At 66.6% G+C, this 16,159-nt stretch carries 21 protein-coding genes; 6 read left to right on the top strand and 15 right to left on the bottom strand.

What is annotated here, in order from left to right; genetic code table 11:
• The 3 genes from rpsI to WC493_RS16870 all read right to left on the bottom strand — a co-directional run.
• Nucleotides 1–482, bottom strand: a 482-nt coding sequence (gene rpsI / locus WC493_RS16860; RefSeq protein ID WP_373066743.1) for a 30S ribosomal protein S9, incomplete at its 3' end; no start/stop codon positions are given.
• Between the two features lie 3 nt (nucleotides 483–485).
• Nucleotides 486–944: a 50S ribosomal protein L13 gene (rplM, locus tag WC493_RS16865; RefSeq protein WP_373066744.1), complete on the bottom strand. Its 459-nt coding sequence runs from the start codon at nucleotides 942–944 to the stop codon at nucleotides 486–488.
• A gap of 157 nt (nucleotides 945–1,101) precedes the next feature.
• Complete coding sequence (locus WC493_RS16870; protein ID WP_373066746.1) at nucleotides 1,102–1,713, bottom strand: glutathione S-transferase family protein; 612 nt, start codon at nucleotides 1,711–1,713, stop codon at nucleotides 1,102–1,104.
• Between the two features lie 181 nt (nucleotides 1,714–1,894).
• On the opposite strand from WC493_RS16870, the gene WC493_RS16875 reads away from it, so the two are divergent.
• Nucleotides 1,895–2,680, top strand: coding sequence for an enoyl-CoA hydratase (locus WC493_RS16875; protein WP_373066772.1), 786 nt, complete (start codon nucleotides 1,895–1,897; stop codon nucleotides 2,678–2,680).
• Between the two features lie 3 nt (nucleotides 2,681–2,683).
• Here WC493_RS16875 and WC493_RS16880 read toward each other — a convergent pair whose 3' ends face one another.
• Nucleotides 2,684–3,073 (bottom strand): hypothetical protein, encoded by a 390-nt coding sequence (locus WC493_RS16880; RefSeq protein ID WP_373066747.1) that lies wholly within the window; start codon nucleotides 3,071–3,073, stop codon nucleotides 2,684–2,686.
• A gap of 115 nt (nucleotides 3,074–3,188) precedes the next feature.
• A complete protein-coding gene (gene thiS / locus WC493_RS16885; RefSeq protein WP_373066748.1) occupies nucleotides 3,189–4,169 on the bottom strand; it encodes a sulfur carrier protein ThiS in 981 nt (326 codons plus the stop codon).
• 168 nt (nucleotides 4,170–4,337) lie between these two features.
• Between thiS and WC493_RS16890 the strand changes: the two genes are divergently transcribed.
• The 5 genes from WC493_RS16890 to aat all read left to right on the top strand — a co-directional run bounded on the left by WC493_RS16890 (nucleotide 4,338) and on the right by aat (nucleotide 9,451).
• Entirely contained in the window at nucleotides 4,338–6,284 is a 1,947-nt protein-coding gene (locus tag WC493_RS16890; RefSeq protein ID WP_373066750.1) for a PAS domain S-box protein, read from the top strand.
• Between the two features lie 117 nt (nucleotides 6,285–6,401).
• Complete coding sequence (gene aroQ / locus WC493_RS16895) at nucleotides 6,402–6,860, top strand: type II 3-dehydroquinate dehydratase (protein ID WP_373066751.1); 459 nt, start codon at nucleotides 6,402–6,404, stop codon at nucleotides 6,858–6,860.
• A gap of 46 nt (nucleotides 6,861–6,906) precedes the next feature.
• Complete coding sequence (gene accB, locus WC493_RS16900) at nucleotides 6,907–7,362, top strand: acetyl-CoA carboxylase biotin carboxyl carrier protein (protein WP_373066753.1); 456 nt, start codon at nucleotides 6,907–6,909, stop codon at nucleotides 7,360–7,362.
• Nucleotides 7,363–7,377: 15 nt separating this feature from the next.
• Nucleotides 7,378–8,733, top strand: coding sequence for an acetyl-CoA carboxylase biotin carboxylase subunit (gene accC, locus WC493_RS16905; RefSeq protein WP_373066754.1), 1,356 nt, complete (start codon nucleotides 7,378–7,380; stop codon nucleotides 8,731–8,733).
• Between the two features lie 64 nt (nucleotides 8,734–8,797).
• On the top strand, nucleotides 8,798–9,451 hold the full coding sequence (aat, locus tag WC493_RS16910) for a leucyl/phenylalanyl-tRNA--protein transferase (protein WP_373066756.1): 654 nt from the start codon (nucleotides 8,798–8,800) through the stop codon (nucleotides 9,449–9,451).
• Here the strand turns inward: aat and WC493_RS16915 are convergent.
• The 10 genes from WC493_RS16915 to WC493_RS16960 form a co-directional block, all read right to left on the bottom strand.
• Nucleotides 9,400–9,921, bottom strand: coding sequence for a DUF2155 domain-containing protein (locus tag WC493_RS16915; protein WP_373066757.1), 522 nt, complete (start codon nucleotides 9,919–9,921; stop codon nucleotides 9,400–9,402). The genes aat and WC493_RS16915 overlap by 52 nt on opposite strands.
• Nucleotides 9,922–9,923: 2 nt before the next feature.
• Nucleotides 9,924–10,412 carry an outer membrane lipid asymmetry maintenance protein MlaD gene (gene mlaD / locus WC493_RS16920; protein WP_373066758.1) on the bottom strand — a complete coding sequence of 163 codons (489 nt, stop codon included), beginning with the start codon at nucleotides 10,410–10,412 and terminating at the stop codon, nucleotides 9,924–9,926.
• 75 nt (nucleotides 10,413–10,487) lie between these two features.
• Complete coding sequence (locus WC493_RS16925) at nucleotides 10,488–10,868, bottom strand: NADH:ubiquinone oxidoreductase subunit NDUFA12 (RefSeq protein WP_373066760.1); 381 nt, start codon at nucleotides 10,866–10,868, stop codon at nucleotides 10,488–10,490.
• 104 nt (nucleotides 10,869–10,972) lie between these two features.
• Nucleotides 10,973–11,497 (bottom strand): bifunctional adenosylcobinamide kinase/adenosylcobinamide-phosphate guanylyltransferase, encoded by a 525-nt coding sequence (gene cobU, locus WC493_RS16930; RefSeq protein ID WP_373066761.1) that lies wholly within the window; start codon nucleotides 11,495–11,497, stop codon nucleotides 10,973–10,975.
• A 14-nt stretch (nucleotides 11,498–11,511) separates the two neighbouring features.
• Nucleotides 11,512–11,895 (bottom strand): RidA family protein, encoded by a 384-nt coding sequence (locus WC493_RS16935; RefSeq protein ID WP_373066762.1) that lies wholly within the window; start codon nucleotides 11,893–11,895, stop codon nucleotides 11,512–11,514.
• Nucleotides 11,896–12,357, bottom strand: coding sequence for a YaiI/YqxD family protein (locus WC493_RS16940; RefSeq protein WP_373066763.1), 462 nt, complete (start codon nucleotides 12,355–12,357; stop codon nucleotides 11,896–11,898).
• The gene (locus WC493_RS16945; protein WP_373066765.1) at nucleotides 12,354–13,820 is read right to left on the bottom strand and encodes an AMP nucleosidase; all 1,467 of its coding nucleotides are present in this window, start codon (nucleotides 13,818–13,820) and stop codon (nucleotides 12,354–12,356) included. Before WC493_RS16945 ends, WC493_RS16940 begins: the two co-directional genes overlap by 4 nt.
• 53 nt (nucleotides 13,821–13,873) lie before the next feature.
• A complete protein-coding gene (locus WC493_RS16950) occupies nucleotides 13,874–14,776 on the bottom strand; it encodes a haloalkane dehalogenase (protein WP_373066767.1) in 903 nt (300 codons plus the stop codon).
• A gap of 89 nt (nucleotides 14,777–14,865) precedes the next feature.
• Nucleotides 14,866–15,609, bottom strand: a complete 744-nt coding sequence (locus WC493_RS16955) for a TetR/AcrR family transcriptional regulator (protein ID WP_373066769.1) — start codon at nucleotides 15,607–15,609, stop codon at nucleotides 14,866–14,868.
• Between the two features lie 89 nt (nucleotides 15,610–15,698).
• Nucleotides 15,699–16,159: DUF1329 domain-containing protein (locus WC493_RS16960; protein ID WP_373066771.1), on the bottom strand; the 461-nt coding region annotated here is incomplete at its 5' end.

Below are 16,159 nucleotides of genomic sequence, written 5' to 3' on the forward strand. Positions count from 1 at the left end.
AAGCTGCGGCGGGCCTTGGCCTTGCCGTACTTCTTGCGCTCGACCACGCGGCTGTCGCGGGTCAGGAAGCCGCCGGACTTCAGCACGCCGCGCAGTTCCGGCTCCTGATAGGTCAGGGCCTTGGAAACGCCGTGGCGGACCGCGCCGGCCTGGCCGGAAAGGCCGCCGCCGGAAACCGTCGCCTCGACGTCATACTGGCCGACGCGGTTGGCAACCTGGAACGGCTGGTTCAGCATCATGCGCAGCACGGAGCGGGCGAAATAGGTCTGGATGTCGCGACCGTTGATCGTGACCTTGCCAGTGCCCCGCTTCACCCAGACGCGGGCGACCGCGTTCTTGCGCTTGCCGGTCGCATAGGTGCGGCCCTTGGCGTCGACCGCCTTCTTGGCGTCCGGGGTGTTCGAGGTGGTGGCCGCCACGGCCTGACCGGTGGTCAGGCTGCGGAGGTCCTGGAGGGTACGGGGAGCCTGGTTCTCGGCCATGGCTTACCTCTTGTTCTTCGGGTTCAGGGCCGCGACGTCGAGGACTTCGGGCTGGGAACCGGTATGGGGATGGGTGGGACCGGCATAGACCCGGAGGTTCGACATCTGCTGACGGCCGAGCGGGCCGCGCGGCACCATGCGCTCGACGGCCTTCATCAGCACGCGCTCGGGGTGCTTGCCGTCCAGGATCTGGCCCATGGTACGGCTCTTGATGCCGCCCGGATGGCCGGTGTGCCAGAAGAATTCGCGGCGCTCGCGCTTGCGGCCGGTGAACTTCACCTTCTCCGCGTTGATCACGATCACGTTGTCGCCCATGTCGACATGGGGCGTGAAAGTGGCGAGATGCTTGCCGCGCAGGCGGTTGGCGACGATCGAGGCGAGACGGCCGACGATCAGGCCGTCGGCGTCGATCACCACCCACTTCTTCGTCACTTCCGCGGGCTTTGCGGAAAAGGTCTTCATTGCAGGAACCTCGTTTGGCCGGACGAGGTCCGGCGGAGGCCGGCATATAGACAGAGACAAAGACGGAAATCAAGCGCTTCTGTACCAGCAAAATCAGGCACTTAGCATAACGGTATTATATTACCGCAAGCTAAGTGCCTGATTTTGCCGAGTCCGCTCACTCCGGTACGTTGATACCGCGTTGCACCGCCGGCCGGGCGCCGACCCGCTCCAACCAGGCCGAAACCCCGGGCAGCGCCTCGACATCGACCCCCAGGAAGCCGCCCAGCTTCACCCAAGGGTAGGCCGCCATGTCGGCGATCGAATAGTCCGTCCCGCCCAGATAGGGCGCCGCCGCGAGCCGGCCCTCCAGCACCTTGTAGATGCGGTTGACCTCGCCCGAGAAACGCTCGAGCGGATAGGTCTGGGGCTCGCCCTGGTAATTCCGGAAGTGGAAGAGCTGGCCCATCATCGGGCCGATCGAGGCCATCTGGAAGAACAGCCATTCGAGCTGGACAGAGCGTTCGGCGCTGCCCTGGGGGGCCAGGAAGCGGCCGTATTTCTCGGCCAGATAGACCAGGATGGCGCCGGATTCGAAGACCACGCGACCATCGTCCAGGTCCTTGATCACCGGGATCTTGTTGTTCGGGTTCATGGCCAGGAAGTCGGGCTTGAACTGGTCGCCCTTGCCGAGGTCGAGGGCGACCACGCGGTAGGGCACGCCCAGTTCTTCCAGCATCACCGAAACCTTGCGGCCGTTCGGCGTCTTGGCGGTATAGAGTTCGATCATCGTCTAATTCCGAAGGCGGGGAGAGCCCGCCTAGCCTTGCCGTATGCGGCAAGCGCCGCCAAGCGGAAAACGGGAGGGAGGATCAGCCATGAACGCAGTGGATAGCGCGCCCCCCGAGCCGATTGCCGAATCATCGCTTCGGCAATCGGCTCAGGTGCTTTCTACAAGCGCGGTTTCGGCTTTGCCGGAAACCGCGCCGGTGTTGCGCCGGGACGAGGACGGTATCGCGAGCCTCACCCTGAACCGGCCGTCCGCCCGAAACGCGCTCTCCATGGCGATGATGGAGGCCCTGCTCGACGCGCTCGACGCCGTCGATGCCGATCGCAGTGTGAAGGTCGTCGTCCTGGCGGCCGAGGGGCCGGCCTTCTGCGCCGGTCACGATTTGAAGGAATTGCGCGCCATCGGCCGGAACGCGGAAGGCCTCGGCGCGATCTTCGCGCGCTGCAGCCAGCTCATGCAGCGCCTGCAGTCGATCCGCCAGCCGGTGATCGCCAAGGTCCACGCCATGGCGACCGCGGCCGGCTGCCAATTGGTGGCCACCGCCGATCTCGCCATCGCCGCCGAGACGGCCCGCTTCGCGACGCCGGGCGTGAACATCGGCCTGTTCTGCTCGACCCCCATGGTGGCGCTGACCCGGAACGTGGGGCGCAAGCAGGCGATGGAGATGCTGCTCACCGGCGAGGCGATCGACGCCGCCGCGGCGACACGTTTCGGCCTGATCAACCATGCCGTGCCGGCAGCCGAGCTCGATGCGGCGGTGACCGCTATGGCCCGGCGCATCGCCTCGAAATCCCCCCTCACCCTCGCGATCGGCAAGGAAGCCTTCTACGCCCAGGTCGAGCGCAGCACCGCCGCCGCCTACGACTATGCTGCCGCCGTGATGACACGGAACATGCTGGCGCGCGACGCCCAGGAAGGCGTCGGCGCCTTCATCGACAAGCGCGAGCCGACCTGGACCGGCTGCTGACCGTCAATGCAGGCAGCGCTGTTCGAAGCGCTGCATCTCGCGCCCCAGGGCGAAGGAGACTTCCCCGGTCTCCACCGCCGTTTCAATATCGGCGCTGGCGATCGCGTTGGCGCGCAGTCGCTCGTCCATGAAGCCGAGCATACAGTCGCAGTAGGCGGCGATCTTCTCGGGCGAGCGAATCCCCTGGGACGCCAGATTCTTGCGCAGGATGACCGGGCAGCGCTCGCGCAGGCGGGTATAGACCCGCTCCGAGAAGCCCCCGCCCTCGTCCAGCGGCACTTGCCCGAAGTAGCGCGGCTCGGCCACTTCGGTCGGCTTGTCCGGGCCGAAGAAGTGGTTGACGCCCCAGAAGGCGCCGACCGCCAGCACCAGCATCACCCAGGCCAGAATCATCGTGTCCCGAAACGACATCGGACGCCGCCATACAAACCATTGTCGCGCCGAAGTCTAGCGCGCCCCGACGAGAGGTAGAAGGCCGAAAACAACCCGGGATGGCACCTGCCTTGGATCAGATCAACCCGGCGAGCGGCGAACTCGGGTCGGCATAGAGTTTGCGGGGCATACGCCCGGCGCGATAGGCGAGACGTCCGGCCTCGACCGCCGCCTTCATGGCGCGCGCCATCAGGACGGGCCGCTTTGCCTCGGCGATCGCGGTGTTCATGAGCACCGCGTCGCAGCCGAGTTCCATTGCCACGGCGGCATCGGAAGCCGTGCCGACGCCGGCATCGACCAGCACGGGGACCTTGGCCTCCTCGACGATCAGGCGGATATTGACGGCGTTCTGGATGCCGAGGCCGGAGCCGATCGGCGCGCCCAGTGGCATGATGGCGCAGCAGCCGATCTCTTCGAGGCGCTTCGCCGCGATCGGATCGTCCGCACAATAGACCATGACGTCGAAGCCCTCCTTCACCAGGACTTCGGCAGCACGCAAGGTCTCCGGCATGTTGGGATAGAGGGTCTTCACATTGCCGAGGACTTCGAGCTTCACGAGGTTGAAGCCGCCGGCCTCGCGTGCCAGGCGAAGGGTGCGCACGGCGTCGTCCGCCGTGTAGCAGCCGGCGGTATTGGGCAGGAACGTGTAGACTTTGGGGTCGAGGTAATCGACCAGCATGGGTGCGCCCGGCGTCGCCAGGTTGACCCGGCGCACGGCGACGGTGACGATCTCGGCGCCCGACGCCCGGATGGCGTCGCGGGTCTCGTCGAAATCCTTGTATTTGCCGGTGCCGACCAACAGGCGCGAGGTGAATTTGCGGCCCGCGATGACCAGGGGATCCTCATCCACCGCCGCCTCGCCGCCACCGATGAAATGAACGATCTCGATCCGGTCGCCCTCGGCCAGCTTCACCTCGGCATAGGTCGAGCGGGGCACGATCTCGAGATTGCGTTCGACGGCCACCTTGGCCGGGTCGAAACCGAGGTTGCCGATGAGCGCGGCGACCGTCGCCGGTTCCGCCAGGGCGACCGCATCGCCGTTGACCGTGATGTTCATCTTCTTCTCTCGTCCCTTCGAGGCCGACGCCACATATAGGCGATCCCCGCCCTGGAGTTAACCATCCGCAGCGAGGGTTAACCATTTGGTGAGCGAGTCGTGTCAGATTTCACCGTCGGACGGCTGTCAGGGGGCCTCGCCGGCCTATTCGCGGGTGCGGGGGATATAGTGGAAAGCAGCGCCGTACAACTGAAGGCGGTCATCGATACGGCCGGCGACGGAATCGTCATCATCGACGATCGCGGGGCGATCCGACTGTTCAACACGGCCTGCGAAAAACTCTTCGGCTATGCCCAGGGCGAAGTGATCGGCCAGAATCTGCGCCTCCTCATGCCCGAGCCCTACCGCTCCGAGCACGACGACTACCTCCAGAACTACCACCGTTCGGGCGTCCGCAAGATCATCGGCATCGGCCGCGAAGTGGTCGGCCGGCGCAAGGACGGCGGCACTTTCCCGATGGAACTCTCGGTCGGCGAAGCGGTGGCCGACGGCAGCAAGCTCTATGTCGGCATCGTGCGCGACATTTCCGAGCGCAAACAGGCCGAACAGGCCCTGCGCACCTCCGAATCGACCCTGCGCGCGGTCATCGAAACGGCGGTCGACGGCGTCATCATCATCGATCCGCAGGGCACGGTGCAGATTTACAATTCGGCCTGCCAGCGCCTCTTCGGCTATGACGCGGCCGAGGTGATCGGCCAGAACGTCCGCATGTTGATGCCCGAGCCCTATCGGCGCGAACACGACGGCTATATCGGCAATTACCAGCGCACCGGGGTGCGCAAAATCATCGGCATCGGACGCGAAGTGACCGGCCAGCGCAAGGACGGCAGCACCTTTCCGATGGAACTCTCGGTCGGCGAAGCCGTCGCCAACGGCAAGAAGGTCTTCGTCGGCATCATCCGCGACATTTCCGAGCGCATTCAGGCGATGGAGGCCGTCTCGACCGCCAAACAGGCCGAGGCGGCGAACCGCGCCAAGTCCGAATTCCTGGCCACCATGAGCCACGAATTGCGCACGCCGATGAACGGCATCCTGGGCATGACCGGCCTCTTGCTCGACACCGCCCTGACCAACGAGCAGCGCGATTATGCCGAAGCGGTGCTGAAGTCGGGCGAGACCCTGCTCACGCTCTTGAACAACATCCTGGACCTCTCCAAGATCGAGGCCGGCCGCTTCGAACTCTACGACCGCCCCTTCGATCCGAACGAGGTCCTGGACGGCATCGCCGCCATCTGGGAGAGCCAGGCCAATCGCAAGGGGCTGGAGTTCTTCGTCACCAACGACCTGCGCGGCCTGCCCGCCCTGGTCGGCGACCCTGACCGGCTACGCCAGATCCTGGTCAACCTGGTCTCCAATGCGATGAAATTCACCTCGTCCGGCTTCGTCGCCCTCCGCGTCAAGCGCGAGGCCTCGATGGGCGACAAGGTGGTGCTGCGCTTCGAGGTGAAGGATTCGGGCATCGGCATCGCCGAGGACGTCCAGGGCCGCCTGTTCCGCAAGTTCGAGCAGGCCGACGCGGCGACCGCGCGGACCTATGGCGGCTCCGGCCTCGGCCTCGCCATCTGCCGCCAGCTCGCGGAAATGATGGGCGGCCACATCGGCGTCATCTCGGCGCCCGGCCGTGGTTCGACCTTCTGGGTCACCCTGCCCTTCGACCTGGTCGAACCGGCGGAATTCGGCGACGGCGGCACCACGACCGCCGAAGGCACCCAGCCGCGGGGCGAAACGAGTGCCAACAAGTCGCTGAAGATCCTGGTGGCGGAAGACCACCCTTATAATCAGAAGCTGATGGTCGCCCGGCTGGGCAGTGCCGGCCATACCGTGACCGTGGCCAACGACGGTGCCGAGGCTCTGGCGCTGGCGCGCGAGAATACCTACGACCTCGTGCTGATGGATGTCCGTATGCCGGAAATGGACGGCATCCAGGCCACGGCCGAAATCCGCAAGCTGCCGCCGCCCCATGGCACGGTACCGATCATCGCGGTGACCGCTCATGCCATGCGCGGCGACCGCGAGCGCTATATCGAAGCCGGGATGGACGACTATGTCTCCAAGCCGGTCGACTTCGGTGCCCTGTTCCAGATCGTGCAGAAAGTCCTCGATCGGCACCGCTGAATGGGCCAGCGGGCCTGCCATTTGCGCGTCACCGCAGTGCACTGTAAGGTGCCGGGGCCGCGTCTGGCGGTGATTCAACCTGACCGGCCAGGCCGGCAACGAGCCCCGGGGGGCGGCATGAGACCGATCGTTCTGGTCCTGAACGGACCCAATCTCAACCTGCTCGGTCAGCGTGAACCCCATATCTACGGCTACGACACATTGGCCGGGATCAAGGCCATGGTGGAAGCCTGGGGCGAGGGCTTCGGTCTCGAGGTCGAATTCCACCAGAGCAATCACGAAGGCGAACTCATCGATCTGATCCATGCCGCCCGTGGCCGGGCGGCCGGGATCGTCATCAATGCCGGCGCTTTCACCCATACTTCGATCGCGATCATGGATGCGCTGCTCGGCGCCGAAGTGCCGGCGATCGAAGTCCATCTGTCCAATATCTTCAAGCGTGAAGCCTTCCGGCATCATTCCTATGTCGCCTTGGCGGCACGGGGCGTGATATGTGGCCTCGGCGTTCAGGGCTATCTCTTGGCCCTGGAAGCGGTGAAGGGGCTCATCTCGCACGAGTCCCTGCCGCGCAACTGACGGCCGACGCTTCCGAAGGCTGCACTACGACCGGAGAATTCCCTTGATGGCGAAGATGTCGCTCGACAAGACGCTGATCCGCGAGCTGGCCGATCTGTTGGCCGAAGCGGATCTGACGGAGATCGAGGTGACCGAGAACGGCCGTTCGATCCGCGTCGCCCGCCAGGTGACCGTGGTCGCCGGCCCGCCCGCGGCCTATGCCGCCCCCGCCGCCCCCGTTGCGGCGGCCCCCGTCGCGGCGCCGGCTGCTGCTGTCCCGGTGGCCAGCGGCCAGCCCGTGACCTCGCCCATGGTCGGCACCGCCTATCTGTCGCCCGAACCCGGCGCCCAGGCCTTCGTCCGCCCGGGCGACCGGGTGACCAAGGGCCAGACCCTGCTGATCGTCGAGGCGATGAAGACGATGAACCCGATCCCGGCCCCGCGTGACGGTACCGTCGCCAAGGTCTCGGTCGAAAACGGTCAGCCGGTCGAATATGGCGAGATCCTGGTCGTCCTCGAGTAAGGACGGGAGACGCCCATGTTCGACAAGGTGATGATCGCCAACCGTGGCGAGATCGCGCTGCGCATCCACCGCGCCTGCAAGGAGATGGGCATTTCGACCGTCGCCGTGCATTCGACGGCAGATGCCGACGCCATGCACGTGCGCCTCGCGGACGAGAGCGTGTGCATCGGCCCGCCGCCCTCGGCCAAATCCTATCTCAACATCCCCGCCCTGATTTCGGCGGCCGAGATCACCAATACCGACGCCATCCACCCGGGCTACGGCTTCCTCTCCGAGAATGCCAATTTCGCCCAGATCGTGGGCGAGCACGGCATCACCTTCATCGGCCCCCGCCCCGAGCACATCCGCTTGATGGGCGACAAGATCATGGCCAAGAAGACGGCCAAGGAACTGGGCATTCCCGTGGTGCCGGGTTCGGAGGGCGGCGTCACCTCGGAAGAACAGGCGGTCGAGATCGCCAAGGCGATCGGCTTCCCCGTCCTGATCAAGGCGGCGGCCGGCGGCGGCGGGCGCGGCATGAAAGTGGCGCGCGGCCTGGACGAACTGGCGGTCGCCCTGGCCACCGCCCGCAGCGAAGCCAAGGCGGCCTTCGGCGACGATGCCGTCTATATCGAGAAATACCTGGGCCAGCCGCGCCACATCGAGATCCAGGTGATCGCCGATTCGCACGGCAACGTGGTCCATCTGGGCGAGCGCGACTGTTCGCTCCAGCGCCGCCACCAGAAGGTGCTGGAGGAAGCCCCCTCGCCCGCCCTCAACGTCGAAGAACGCAACAAGATCGGCAATATCGTCGCCGACGCCATGCGCAAGCTCGGCTATCTCGGCGTCGGCACGGTCGAATTCCTCTATGAGGACGGCGAGTTCTACTTCATCGAGATGAACACGCGCCTGCAGGTCGAGCATCCGATCACCGAGGCGATCACCGGCATCGACATCGTGCGCGAGCAGATCCGCATCGCCACCGGCGCCCCGCTGTCCTTCTCGCAGGACGACATCCAGTTCCAGGGCCACGCCATCGAATGCCGGATCAACGCCGAGAATCCGGAGACCTTCACCCCCTCGCCCGGCCAGATCCTGGACTATCACCCGCCCGGCGGCCCGGGCGTGCGGATCGATTCGGGCGCCTATGCGGGCTATCGCATCCCGCCCTATTACGACAGCCTGATCGGCAAGTTGATCGTCCACGGCAAGAGCCGGAACGAATGCCTGATGCGGCTGCGCCGGGCGCTCGACGAATATGTCATCGGCGGCATCGAGACGACGATCCCCCTGCACCAGCGCCTGGTGGGCGAGCCGGACTTCGTGAACGGCGACTACCACATCCATTGGCTGGAACAGTTCATCGCCCGCACGGCGAAGGACCGGGAATAGACCGGCACCGATCGCCGCCGGGCTTTTCCCGGCGGCGGCCGGGGTCTAACGTGGGCCCCGAATCATGACCGAACTGACCCCAGAGATCCTGCTTCGTGCCTATGGCGCTGGTATCTTCCCGATGGCGGACCACGCGAAGGACGAGGACCTGTTCTGGGTCGATCCCGAATGGCGGGGCATCCTGCCGCTCGACCGTTTTCACGTGCCGCGCAGCCTCGCCAAGGTGGTGAAACGCGATCAGTTCCGCGTCACCATCGACCAGGATTTCGACGCCGTCATCGCTGGCTGTGCCGCCTCGGCCCCCGGCCGCCGCACCACCTGGATCAGCCACCGTATCCGCGGCCTCTACCATTCCCTGTTCGAGAGCGGCCACGCCCATTCGGTCGAGACCCGGATCGGCGACCGCCTGGTCGGCGGGCTCTATGGCGTCAGGCTCGGTGCCGCCTTCTTCGGCGAGAGCATGTTCAGCCGCGAGACCGACGCCTCGAAGATCGCCCTGGTGCATCTGGTGGCACGACTGAAGGCGGGCGGCTTCCGCCTGCTCGACACGCAGTTCGTGACCACGCATCTGCTGCGCTTCGGGGCGACGGAGATCCCGCGGGAGAGTTACCGCCGGCTGCTGGCGGGCGCCATGTCCGGGCCGCCGGGCGACTTTTTCGCCCTGCCTCAGGGCTTGCCGGGCGCCACCATCTTGCAGTCGATCACCCAGACGTCATAGACGGGGTGTTCGAGCGCCGAGAGCGCCGGGCTCGACGCATACATCCAGCCCGAAAAGGCCACGACCGGACTCTGCCCCGGCGGCGTATCGGTGATTTCCAGGAAGGCCGCCGATTCCGGCTTCTCGTCCGGCGGTGCCTCGACGCATTGGCGGACGCGGATGGTCAGCGTGCCGAAAGTCGCCATGCCGTCGAGCGGCACTTCGATCACCGTGGTGCGCGCCGTGATCTTGTCCAGGCCACGCAACACGACCCCCGTCACCTTGCCCGGCTGTTCCGACGGCAGGGCCGGCACTTCCGTGCTGCCCGGCCGCGCCGGTGCCGGCTCCGTGGCTTCGGGCGGAATCTCCTCGCTCGGCGGGGCGGCGTCGCCGGGCGACGGTGTCGCGGGCGGCGTCTGCGCCCAGGCGGCCACCGGCAGGACCAGCGCCAGGCCCAGTGCCGGCAGGAGGCGCGACCGCGTGCCGGCCATGATCAGGGGTTGGCAGTCGCCGGCTTGGCCCCGTCGGAGGAGCCATCGCCATTGGCGGCACCGAAGACCGCGCGGCTGATCAGGCCCATCAGGTCGACCGAGCTCTGCGTATATTTGATCTCGCTGCCCTGCTGCAGGAACTTGTCGCTGCCGCCCGGCTCGATCGCGATATAGGCGCCACCGAGCAGGCCTTCGGAGGCGACCTTGGCCGAGCTGTCGTCCGGCAGTTCGATCGCCTTGGAGATGGTCATGCGGACCTGTGCCCGATAGGTCGCAGGGTCGAGGTCCTGCGCCACCACGCTGCCCACCTTGATGCCGCTGATACGGACGTCGGCGCCGATCGGCAGGCCGTCCACCCGGTCGAAGCGCGCCGTCACCATGTAACCGCCGGTCGAGGTGCGGCCGACGTTGGAATAAGCGAAGACGACGAAGATGGCCGCCACGCCGATGACGACGGCCCCCACCAGGGTTTCGACCAGATTCGAACTCATGGACTTAACTTCCCTCGGATTTGCGGCCGAATCGGGGCGCGCCGTCTCGGCGCATTCTGGCCCCGCGGGCGCCGTTCAGACCGGCGTCCAGGGTTCGTAGTCGCCGGTCGCGCGGGGGCGATGGCCTTCGGTCACCAGGCTGCCGGCCGGATGATAGGCGGCGGCAGTGCCGGTCAGATTGGGATGATGGGGCTTTTCCCACGACTTGGTCGGCAGCGGCTTTTCCGACGGCGGCGCATCGCTCAGGCCATGCAGCCAAGCGTGCCATTCCGGCGGAATGCGGGTCGCCTCGATCTCGCCGTTGTACATGACCCAGCGGCGATCGCCGCCGCGTTCGCGGTAATAGCGGTTGCCCTGGTCGTCCTTGCCGACCATTTCCCCCTTGCGCGAGGTGAACAGGGCCGTGCCGAGAGTCGAATCGTGCCACCAAGTCAGGGCGCGCAGAAGGAAGTTCATGGCCTGTCCGAACAATTACCCATATCCAGACCTTCTACCGCGCCCTGCCCCGCCATGGCAAATGGGAAACCCCGTCCCCACCCCTCGCGAAGGTCGAGGCGTGATCACTTCACCACGATCGGCAGACCTGCGACCATGAAACGGACGGCACCTGCCCGCGCTGCCAGGCGCTGATTGAGCCGCCCCGCCTCGTCCCGGAAGCCCCGGGCCAGGGCATTGTCCGGCACGATGCCGAGGCCGACCTCGTTGGCGACCAGCACGGTCGCCGCCCGCCGCTTGTCGAGCGCCGCCTCCAGCGCCTCGAAGGCAGGCGCCAGCGGCCATTCGCCCAGCATCAGGTTGGTCAGCCAGAGGGTCAGGCAATCGACCAGCAGGGGCGCGTCCGGGGCCGCCGCGGTCACCGCCTCCGCCAGCGCCAGGGGCGCGTCGACACTGATCCAGGCGCCGTCGCCGAGGGCGTCGCGCTCCGCCCGGTGGGCGGCGATGCGCCGGCGCATCTCCTCGTCCAGCGGCTCGGCCGTCGCGACATAGGTCCAGGGCGAAGGCCCTGCCGCGCGGATCAGCCGTTCCGCCTCGCGGCTCTTGCCCGAGCGGGCACCGCCCAGCACCAGGGTGACATGGGGCCACATCGCGTCAGCCTCCTTCAGCGTTTCAAGGCGGTCGCCTCGATTTCGATCTTCATGCGGGGATCGGCCAGGCCGGCGACCGTCACCATGGTGGCGGCCGGCCGCACCTTCCCCAGCCAGCGTTGCAGCACGGGCCAGCAGGCCGGGAAATCGTCGCCGTCGGGCAGGTAGTAGTGGACCCGCACGATATCCGCGACCGAAGCCCCCGCCTCTTCCAGTGCTGCCGCGATATTGCGCATGGTCTGCTCGCACTGGGTGGCGACGTCGCCTGCGATCGTCATCGCGCCATAGTCGAAGCCGGTGGTGCCCGAGACGAAGACCCAGTCGCCCGCCACCACGGCACGGGAATAGCCGATCTCCGCCTCGAAGCGGGAGCCGGAGGAAATCAGGCGGCGGGTCATCTAGCGTCTCTCCCGTCTCAGGCGGTTCACGGCTTCGTCCAGGGCCGACAGGAAGGCCGAACGGTCCTTCTGGGCGAAAGGCTTCGGCCCCCGCGTCTGCTCGCCGGCGGCGCGGAGGTCGGTCATCAGGTTGCGCGTCGCGAGTGCCAAGCCGATGGTCGCCTCGGTAAAGCGCTTGCCCGTCGGGCCGAGCACCGCGGCCCCCGCCTTCACCGCACGGGCGGCCAGGGGCACGTCGGCCGTGATCACGATGGTGGCGGGGCCGGCCCGTTCGGCGATCCAGTCGTCCGCCGCATCGAAACCGTCACTCACCACCACGCGGCTGACCAGCGGATGACGCGGCAGCGCCATCACCGCATTGGCCACCACGGTGACCGGAACGCCGTAACGTTCCGCGACCTTGTAGACCTCCGCCTTCACCGGGCAGGCGTCGCCGTCGACCAGGATGGTGAGATCGCTCATCGGAACGGCGGCTCGTCGAAGGAACGAAGCTTCCTGGAATGCAGCACGTCCTGGCGCCGGCGCAGCAGATCGAGTGCGGTCAGGCCGATTTCCAGATGCTGGGCCACCGCCCGCTCGTAGAAGGCATTGGCGGCGCCGGGCAGCTTGATCTCGCTGTGCAGCGGCTTGTCGGAAACGCAGAGCAAGGTGCCATAGGGCACCCGCAGGCGATAGCCGTTGGCGGCGATCGTGCCGCTCTCCATGTCGAGCGCCACGGCACGGGAGAGGTTGATGCGCCGCGCCTCCTGGGTATAGCGGAGTTCCCAGTTGCGGTCGTCGTTGGTCACCACCGTGCCGGTGCGGAGCCGCTCTTTCAGCACGTCCTCCGGCTCGCCGGTGACCATCGCCGCAGCTTCCTGGAGGGCGACCTGGACTTCGGCAAGGGCCGGGATCGGAATATCCGTCGGCACCAGGGCGTCGAGGATGCGGTCCTGGCGGAGATAGGCATGGGCCAGCACATAGTCGCCGATCTGTTGCGACTGGCGAAGCCCGGCGCAATGCCCGACCATGAGCCAGCAGTTGGGCCTGAGTACCGCCAGGTGATCGGTGATGTTCTTCGCATTGGACGGGCCGACGCCGATATTGAGCAGGGTGACGCCCTGCCCGTCCGGCCGGACCAGGTGATAGGCCGGCATCTGGAAGCGGTGCCAGGGGCTCGCCGCGATCAGCCGTTCCGCCTCCTCGGCCGGGGTGCCGGCGCGGATCACCGTGCCGCCCGGCATCTCCAGCCGCTCGTAACCCTCCGTGCCCAGCTTGGCCAGGCCGCGGCGGATGAATTCGTCGACATAGCGGTGGTAGTTGGTGAGCAGGATCCATTTCTGGACATGGCGCCAACTGGTGCCCGTGTAATGGATCAGGCGGCGCAGCGAAAAATCGACCCTGACCGCGTCGAACAGGGCGAGCGGGCGGATGCCGTCCGGCCCCGGCTGCCATTGGCCGTCCGGCACTTCGTCGCCCACCACCGTGAGTTCGGGGCGCGGGAAGATCTCGCCCATCTCGGCTGCGGTGACGCCGGCCCGGGCGATCTCCTCGATCCGCTCGATCACATAGGGATAGGGAATTTCCAGCCGGCTCCGGCCGATCTCGATCGACGTGTCGTATTCGGTCGAGAGCGGGCTGAGCTGTTCCAGGAGATAGCGCCTGAAATGGCGCGGATGGGTCACCGTCGTCTCGTAGACGCCGGGCTGCTGGAACTTGGCGAAGGCGCGGCGGCCCCGGCTCTCGGTCCCGAGGCGGCGGCAGGTGACGCGGAGATAGGGATAGCAGAAGCCCCGTCGTTCCTCCGCCGTGGGCGGGGTGCGGTCGGCCAGATAGCGGTCGACCGCGGTGGTCAGCCCCGAGACGGCTTCGGCATAGAGGGCTTCGAGACCGTCGACGGCCGCTTCCGGCGTTAGCACGATGCCCTTCCCCCTGATCGATTCCATGGGGGAAGGGTTACCCGAGGCCGCCCCGATCGCAAAGCGGCCTTTTCGCCGCCCTATTTTCCGGCGGCGAAGGAAGCCAGCGCCGCCTTGGCGATCGGCTCGCCCCATTCCTGCACGAAATGGCCGCCGTCGGCGATTTCGAGCGGCGGCGGGCAATGCCGGATCAAGCCGTGGAGGAAGTTCATCGCCGCCGGGCCCAGCACCGGATCGGCCATGCCGATCGCCATGAAACTCTGCCCCTGCCAATCGTGCTGCCAGAAATGGCGGGCACGCCTGCCCTCATGCACGCCGTCCATGTCGTGCGAAACCGGCACCAGCTCGGGGAAACGGCGGACGCCGCCCTTATAACGGGCGTCGGGATAGGGCGCATCATAAGCAGCGATTTCGGCCGGCGTCAGATGCGGCGTGCCGCGGGCGATCAGCTTGCCGACCGCGAGATCGGGCTGCGAACGGTTGAACGCCTTCCAAGCGTCGAAGCCCGGCCCCGGGCTCTCGCCGACCGGGATCGCCGTGTTCATGACGATGAGCCGGCTGAAGCGCTCCGCCATGTCCGGCACGATGGTGAGGCCATAGAGGCCGCCCCAGTCCTGGCACACCAGCGTGACCCGCTTCAGGTCCAGGTGCTCGATCAGCCGCATCAGGCTGTCGCGGTGGAAATGATAGGTGTAGACGCTGTCCTTGGCCGGCTTGTCGGAGCGGCCGAAGCCGAACATGTCCGGCGCCACCACCCGCCCGCCAGCCGCCGTGAAGACCGGGATCATGCGGCGGTAGAGATAGCTCCAACTCGGCTGGCCATGCAGGCACAGGAAGGTTTCGGCGGCATCGGCCGGGCCTTCGTCCAGGTAGTGCATGCGCAAGCCTTCGAAGCCCGGCAGGGACTCGACGTAATGGGGTTCGAAGGGATAGTCCGGCAGGCCGGCGAAACGCTCGTCCGGGGTGCGCAGGATGTCTTCCATGGCGGGTTTCCTCACGGCCGGCGCTCTTTGGCAAATTGTCAGTTTTCCGGCCCGGCGAGAGTGGCGGGGCCGGGAAGCGCCGTCAACCGTCAGGCCGCGACTGCCGCCAGGATTTCGGGGCGGAGCGCCGTGCCCTCATCCGCCAGCAGCGCGCGGGCGACGGCGGGGCGGCAGAACAGGCGGACGAAATCGCATTGGAAGCGGGCGATCACCGCCTCCCCCGCCTCCGCCATGCCACCGGCGACCCAATTGGCCAGCCTGGTCTGCTGCAGGGCGAGGAGGAGACGCGCCTGGTCGCGGCTGTCGCCCGGGATCAACAGGCCGTCGCGCACCCCCGCTTCGAAGACGTCGCCGATCAGCTTCTCGCCGGTTTCCCACATCTGCTGCTCGGCCGCGGTCGGCTGGGCCGCGACGTGATACCAGACATGTCCCTCCTGCAGGATCATGCGGAGATAGTCCGGATGGCCGAGGAGATAGGTCAGGTTACGCGCCAGCATGCGCAGAAGGGGCACCAGAGGGTGCACGCCGGGCGCCGGCGGCCGGACGTCCTGCATCACGGCGTCGAGCATTTCGCGGTCGCGCCCGAGCAGCACGGCGCGGTGCAGGTCCTGCTTGCCCGGATAGAACTGGTAGAGCGTGGCGAGGGAAATGCCGGCTTCCCGCGCGATGTCCTGCATCCTTGTGCCGGCGAAGCCGAGATCGGCGAAGACCGTCTCGGCCACCGCCAGGATGTGGTCGCGCGACAGCGCCTGCTTCGCCTCGCGGAGCGCCTGCGCCGCCTCGGTGCGGCCGCGCCGCCGTGGGGGTGCCTCGGCTTCCGCTCTATCGTTCATGACGGCGCTGCTCTCCTGGCGCGACGATCGGGACTCGGGGATGGTAACGGTGATTACTGCTTCCGTCAGCCCCGATCGTCGCGCCCAGGTCACACGCCGCGGCGCTTCAATTCCTGCGGTGTATAGTCCTTTTCCGAGCGGCCGCCTTCGTTGTAGCGCATGCGGTCGTTCACCTCGTTCGACAGGCGGTCGGCCATATAGGCGCCGGACGTCAGGTCGTGATACATGCAGACCCGCTCCTGGAAGAACTTGCCGTTATAGTCGTAGGCGCTGGTGTTCATCGCCACGCGATAGAGCTGGCCGCGAGTATCGTAGAGGTCGGCGATCACCGGGTTCAACGAGTCCTCGTCGAAATACATGGTGCGGGCACCATAGACATGGCGCAGGCCCTGCTTCAACTTGGCCTTCAAGACCCAGCAACGATGCAGTTCCCAGCGCACGTAATCCGGATTGACGTGGGATTTCGAGAGCAGGTCCTTGTATTTGACCGTCGGATCTTCGATCCGGAAGTTGTTGTAGGGGATGAAGATCTCTTTCTTGCCGGCCAGTT

The sequence above is a fragment of the Zavarzinia sp. genome, from assembly GCF_041650655.1.
GTDB lineage: Bacteria > Pseudomonadota > Alphaproteobacteria > Zavarziniales > Zavarziniaceae > Zavarzinia.

Bases quoted from the DNA above. Each gene is read 5' to 3' on its own strand.
- rplM (WP_373066744.1), bottom strand. From the start codon at position 944: ATGAAGACCTTTTCCGCAAAGCCCGCGGAAGTGACGAAGAAGTGGGTG.
- WC493_RS16870 (WP_373066746.1), bottom strand. From the start codon at position 1,713: ATGATCGAACTCTATACCGCCAAGACGCCGAACGGCCGCAAGGTTTCG.
- WC493_RS16880 (WP_373066747.1), bottom strand. From the start codon at position 3,073: ATGATTCTGGCCTGGGTGATGCTGGTGCTGGCGGTCGGCGCCTTCTGG.
- thiS (WP_373066748.1), bottom strand. From the start codon at position 4,169: ATGAACATCACGGTCAACGGCGATGCGGTCGCCCTGGCGGAACCGGCG.
- aroQ (WP_373066751.1), top strand. From the start codon at position 6,402: ATGAGACCGATCGTTCTGGTCCTGAACGGACCCAATCTCAACCTGCTC.
- accB (WP_373066753.1), top strand. From the start codon at position 6,907: ATGGCGAAGATGTCGCTCGACAAGACGCTGATCCGCGAGCTGGCCGAT.
- accC (WP_373066754.1), top strand. From the start codon at position 7,378: ATGTTCGACAAGGTGATGATCGCCAACCGTGGCGAGATCGCGCTGCGC.
- aat (WP_373066756.1), top strand. From the start codon at position 8,798: ATGACCGAACTGACCCCAGAGATCCTGCTTCGTGCCTATGGCGCTGGT.
- WC493_RS16915 (WP_373066757.1), bottom strand. From the start codon at position 9,921: ATGGCCGGCACGCGGTCGCGCCTCCTGCCGGCACTGGGCCTGGCGCTG.
- mlaD (WP_373066758.1), bottom strand. From the start codon at position 10,412: ATGAGTTCGAATCTGGTCGAAACCCTGGTGGGGGCCGTCGTCATCGGC.
- WC493_RS16925 (WP_373066760.1), bottom strand. From the start codon at position 10,868: ATGAACTTCCTTCTGCGCGCCCTGACTTGGTGGCACGATTCGACTCTC.
- cobU (WP_373066761.1), bottom strand. From the start codon at position 11,497: ATGTGGCCCCATGTCACCCTGGTGCTGGGCGGTGCCCGCTCGGGCAAG.
- WC493_RS16935 (WP_373066762.1), bottom strand. From the start codon at position 11,895: ATGACCCGCCGCCTGATTTCCTCCGGCTCCCGCTTCGAGGCGGAGATC.
- WC493_RS16940 (WP_373066763.1), bottom strand. From the start codon at position 12,357: ATGAGCGATCTCACCATCCTGGTCGACGGCGACGCCTGCCCGGTGAAG.
- WC493_RS16945 (WP_373066765.1), bottom strand. From the start codon at position 13,820: ATGGAATCGATCAGGGGGAAGGGCATCGTGCTAACGCCGGAAGCGGCC.
- WC493_RS16950 (WP_373066767.1), bottom strand. From the start codon at position 14,776: ATGGAAGACATCCTGCGCACCCCGGACGAGCGTTTCGCCGGCCTGCCG.
- WC493_RS16955 (WP_373066769.1), bottom strand. From the start codon at position 15,609: ATGAACGATAGAGCGGAAGCCGAGGCACCCCCACGGCGGCGCGGCCGC.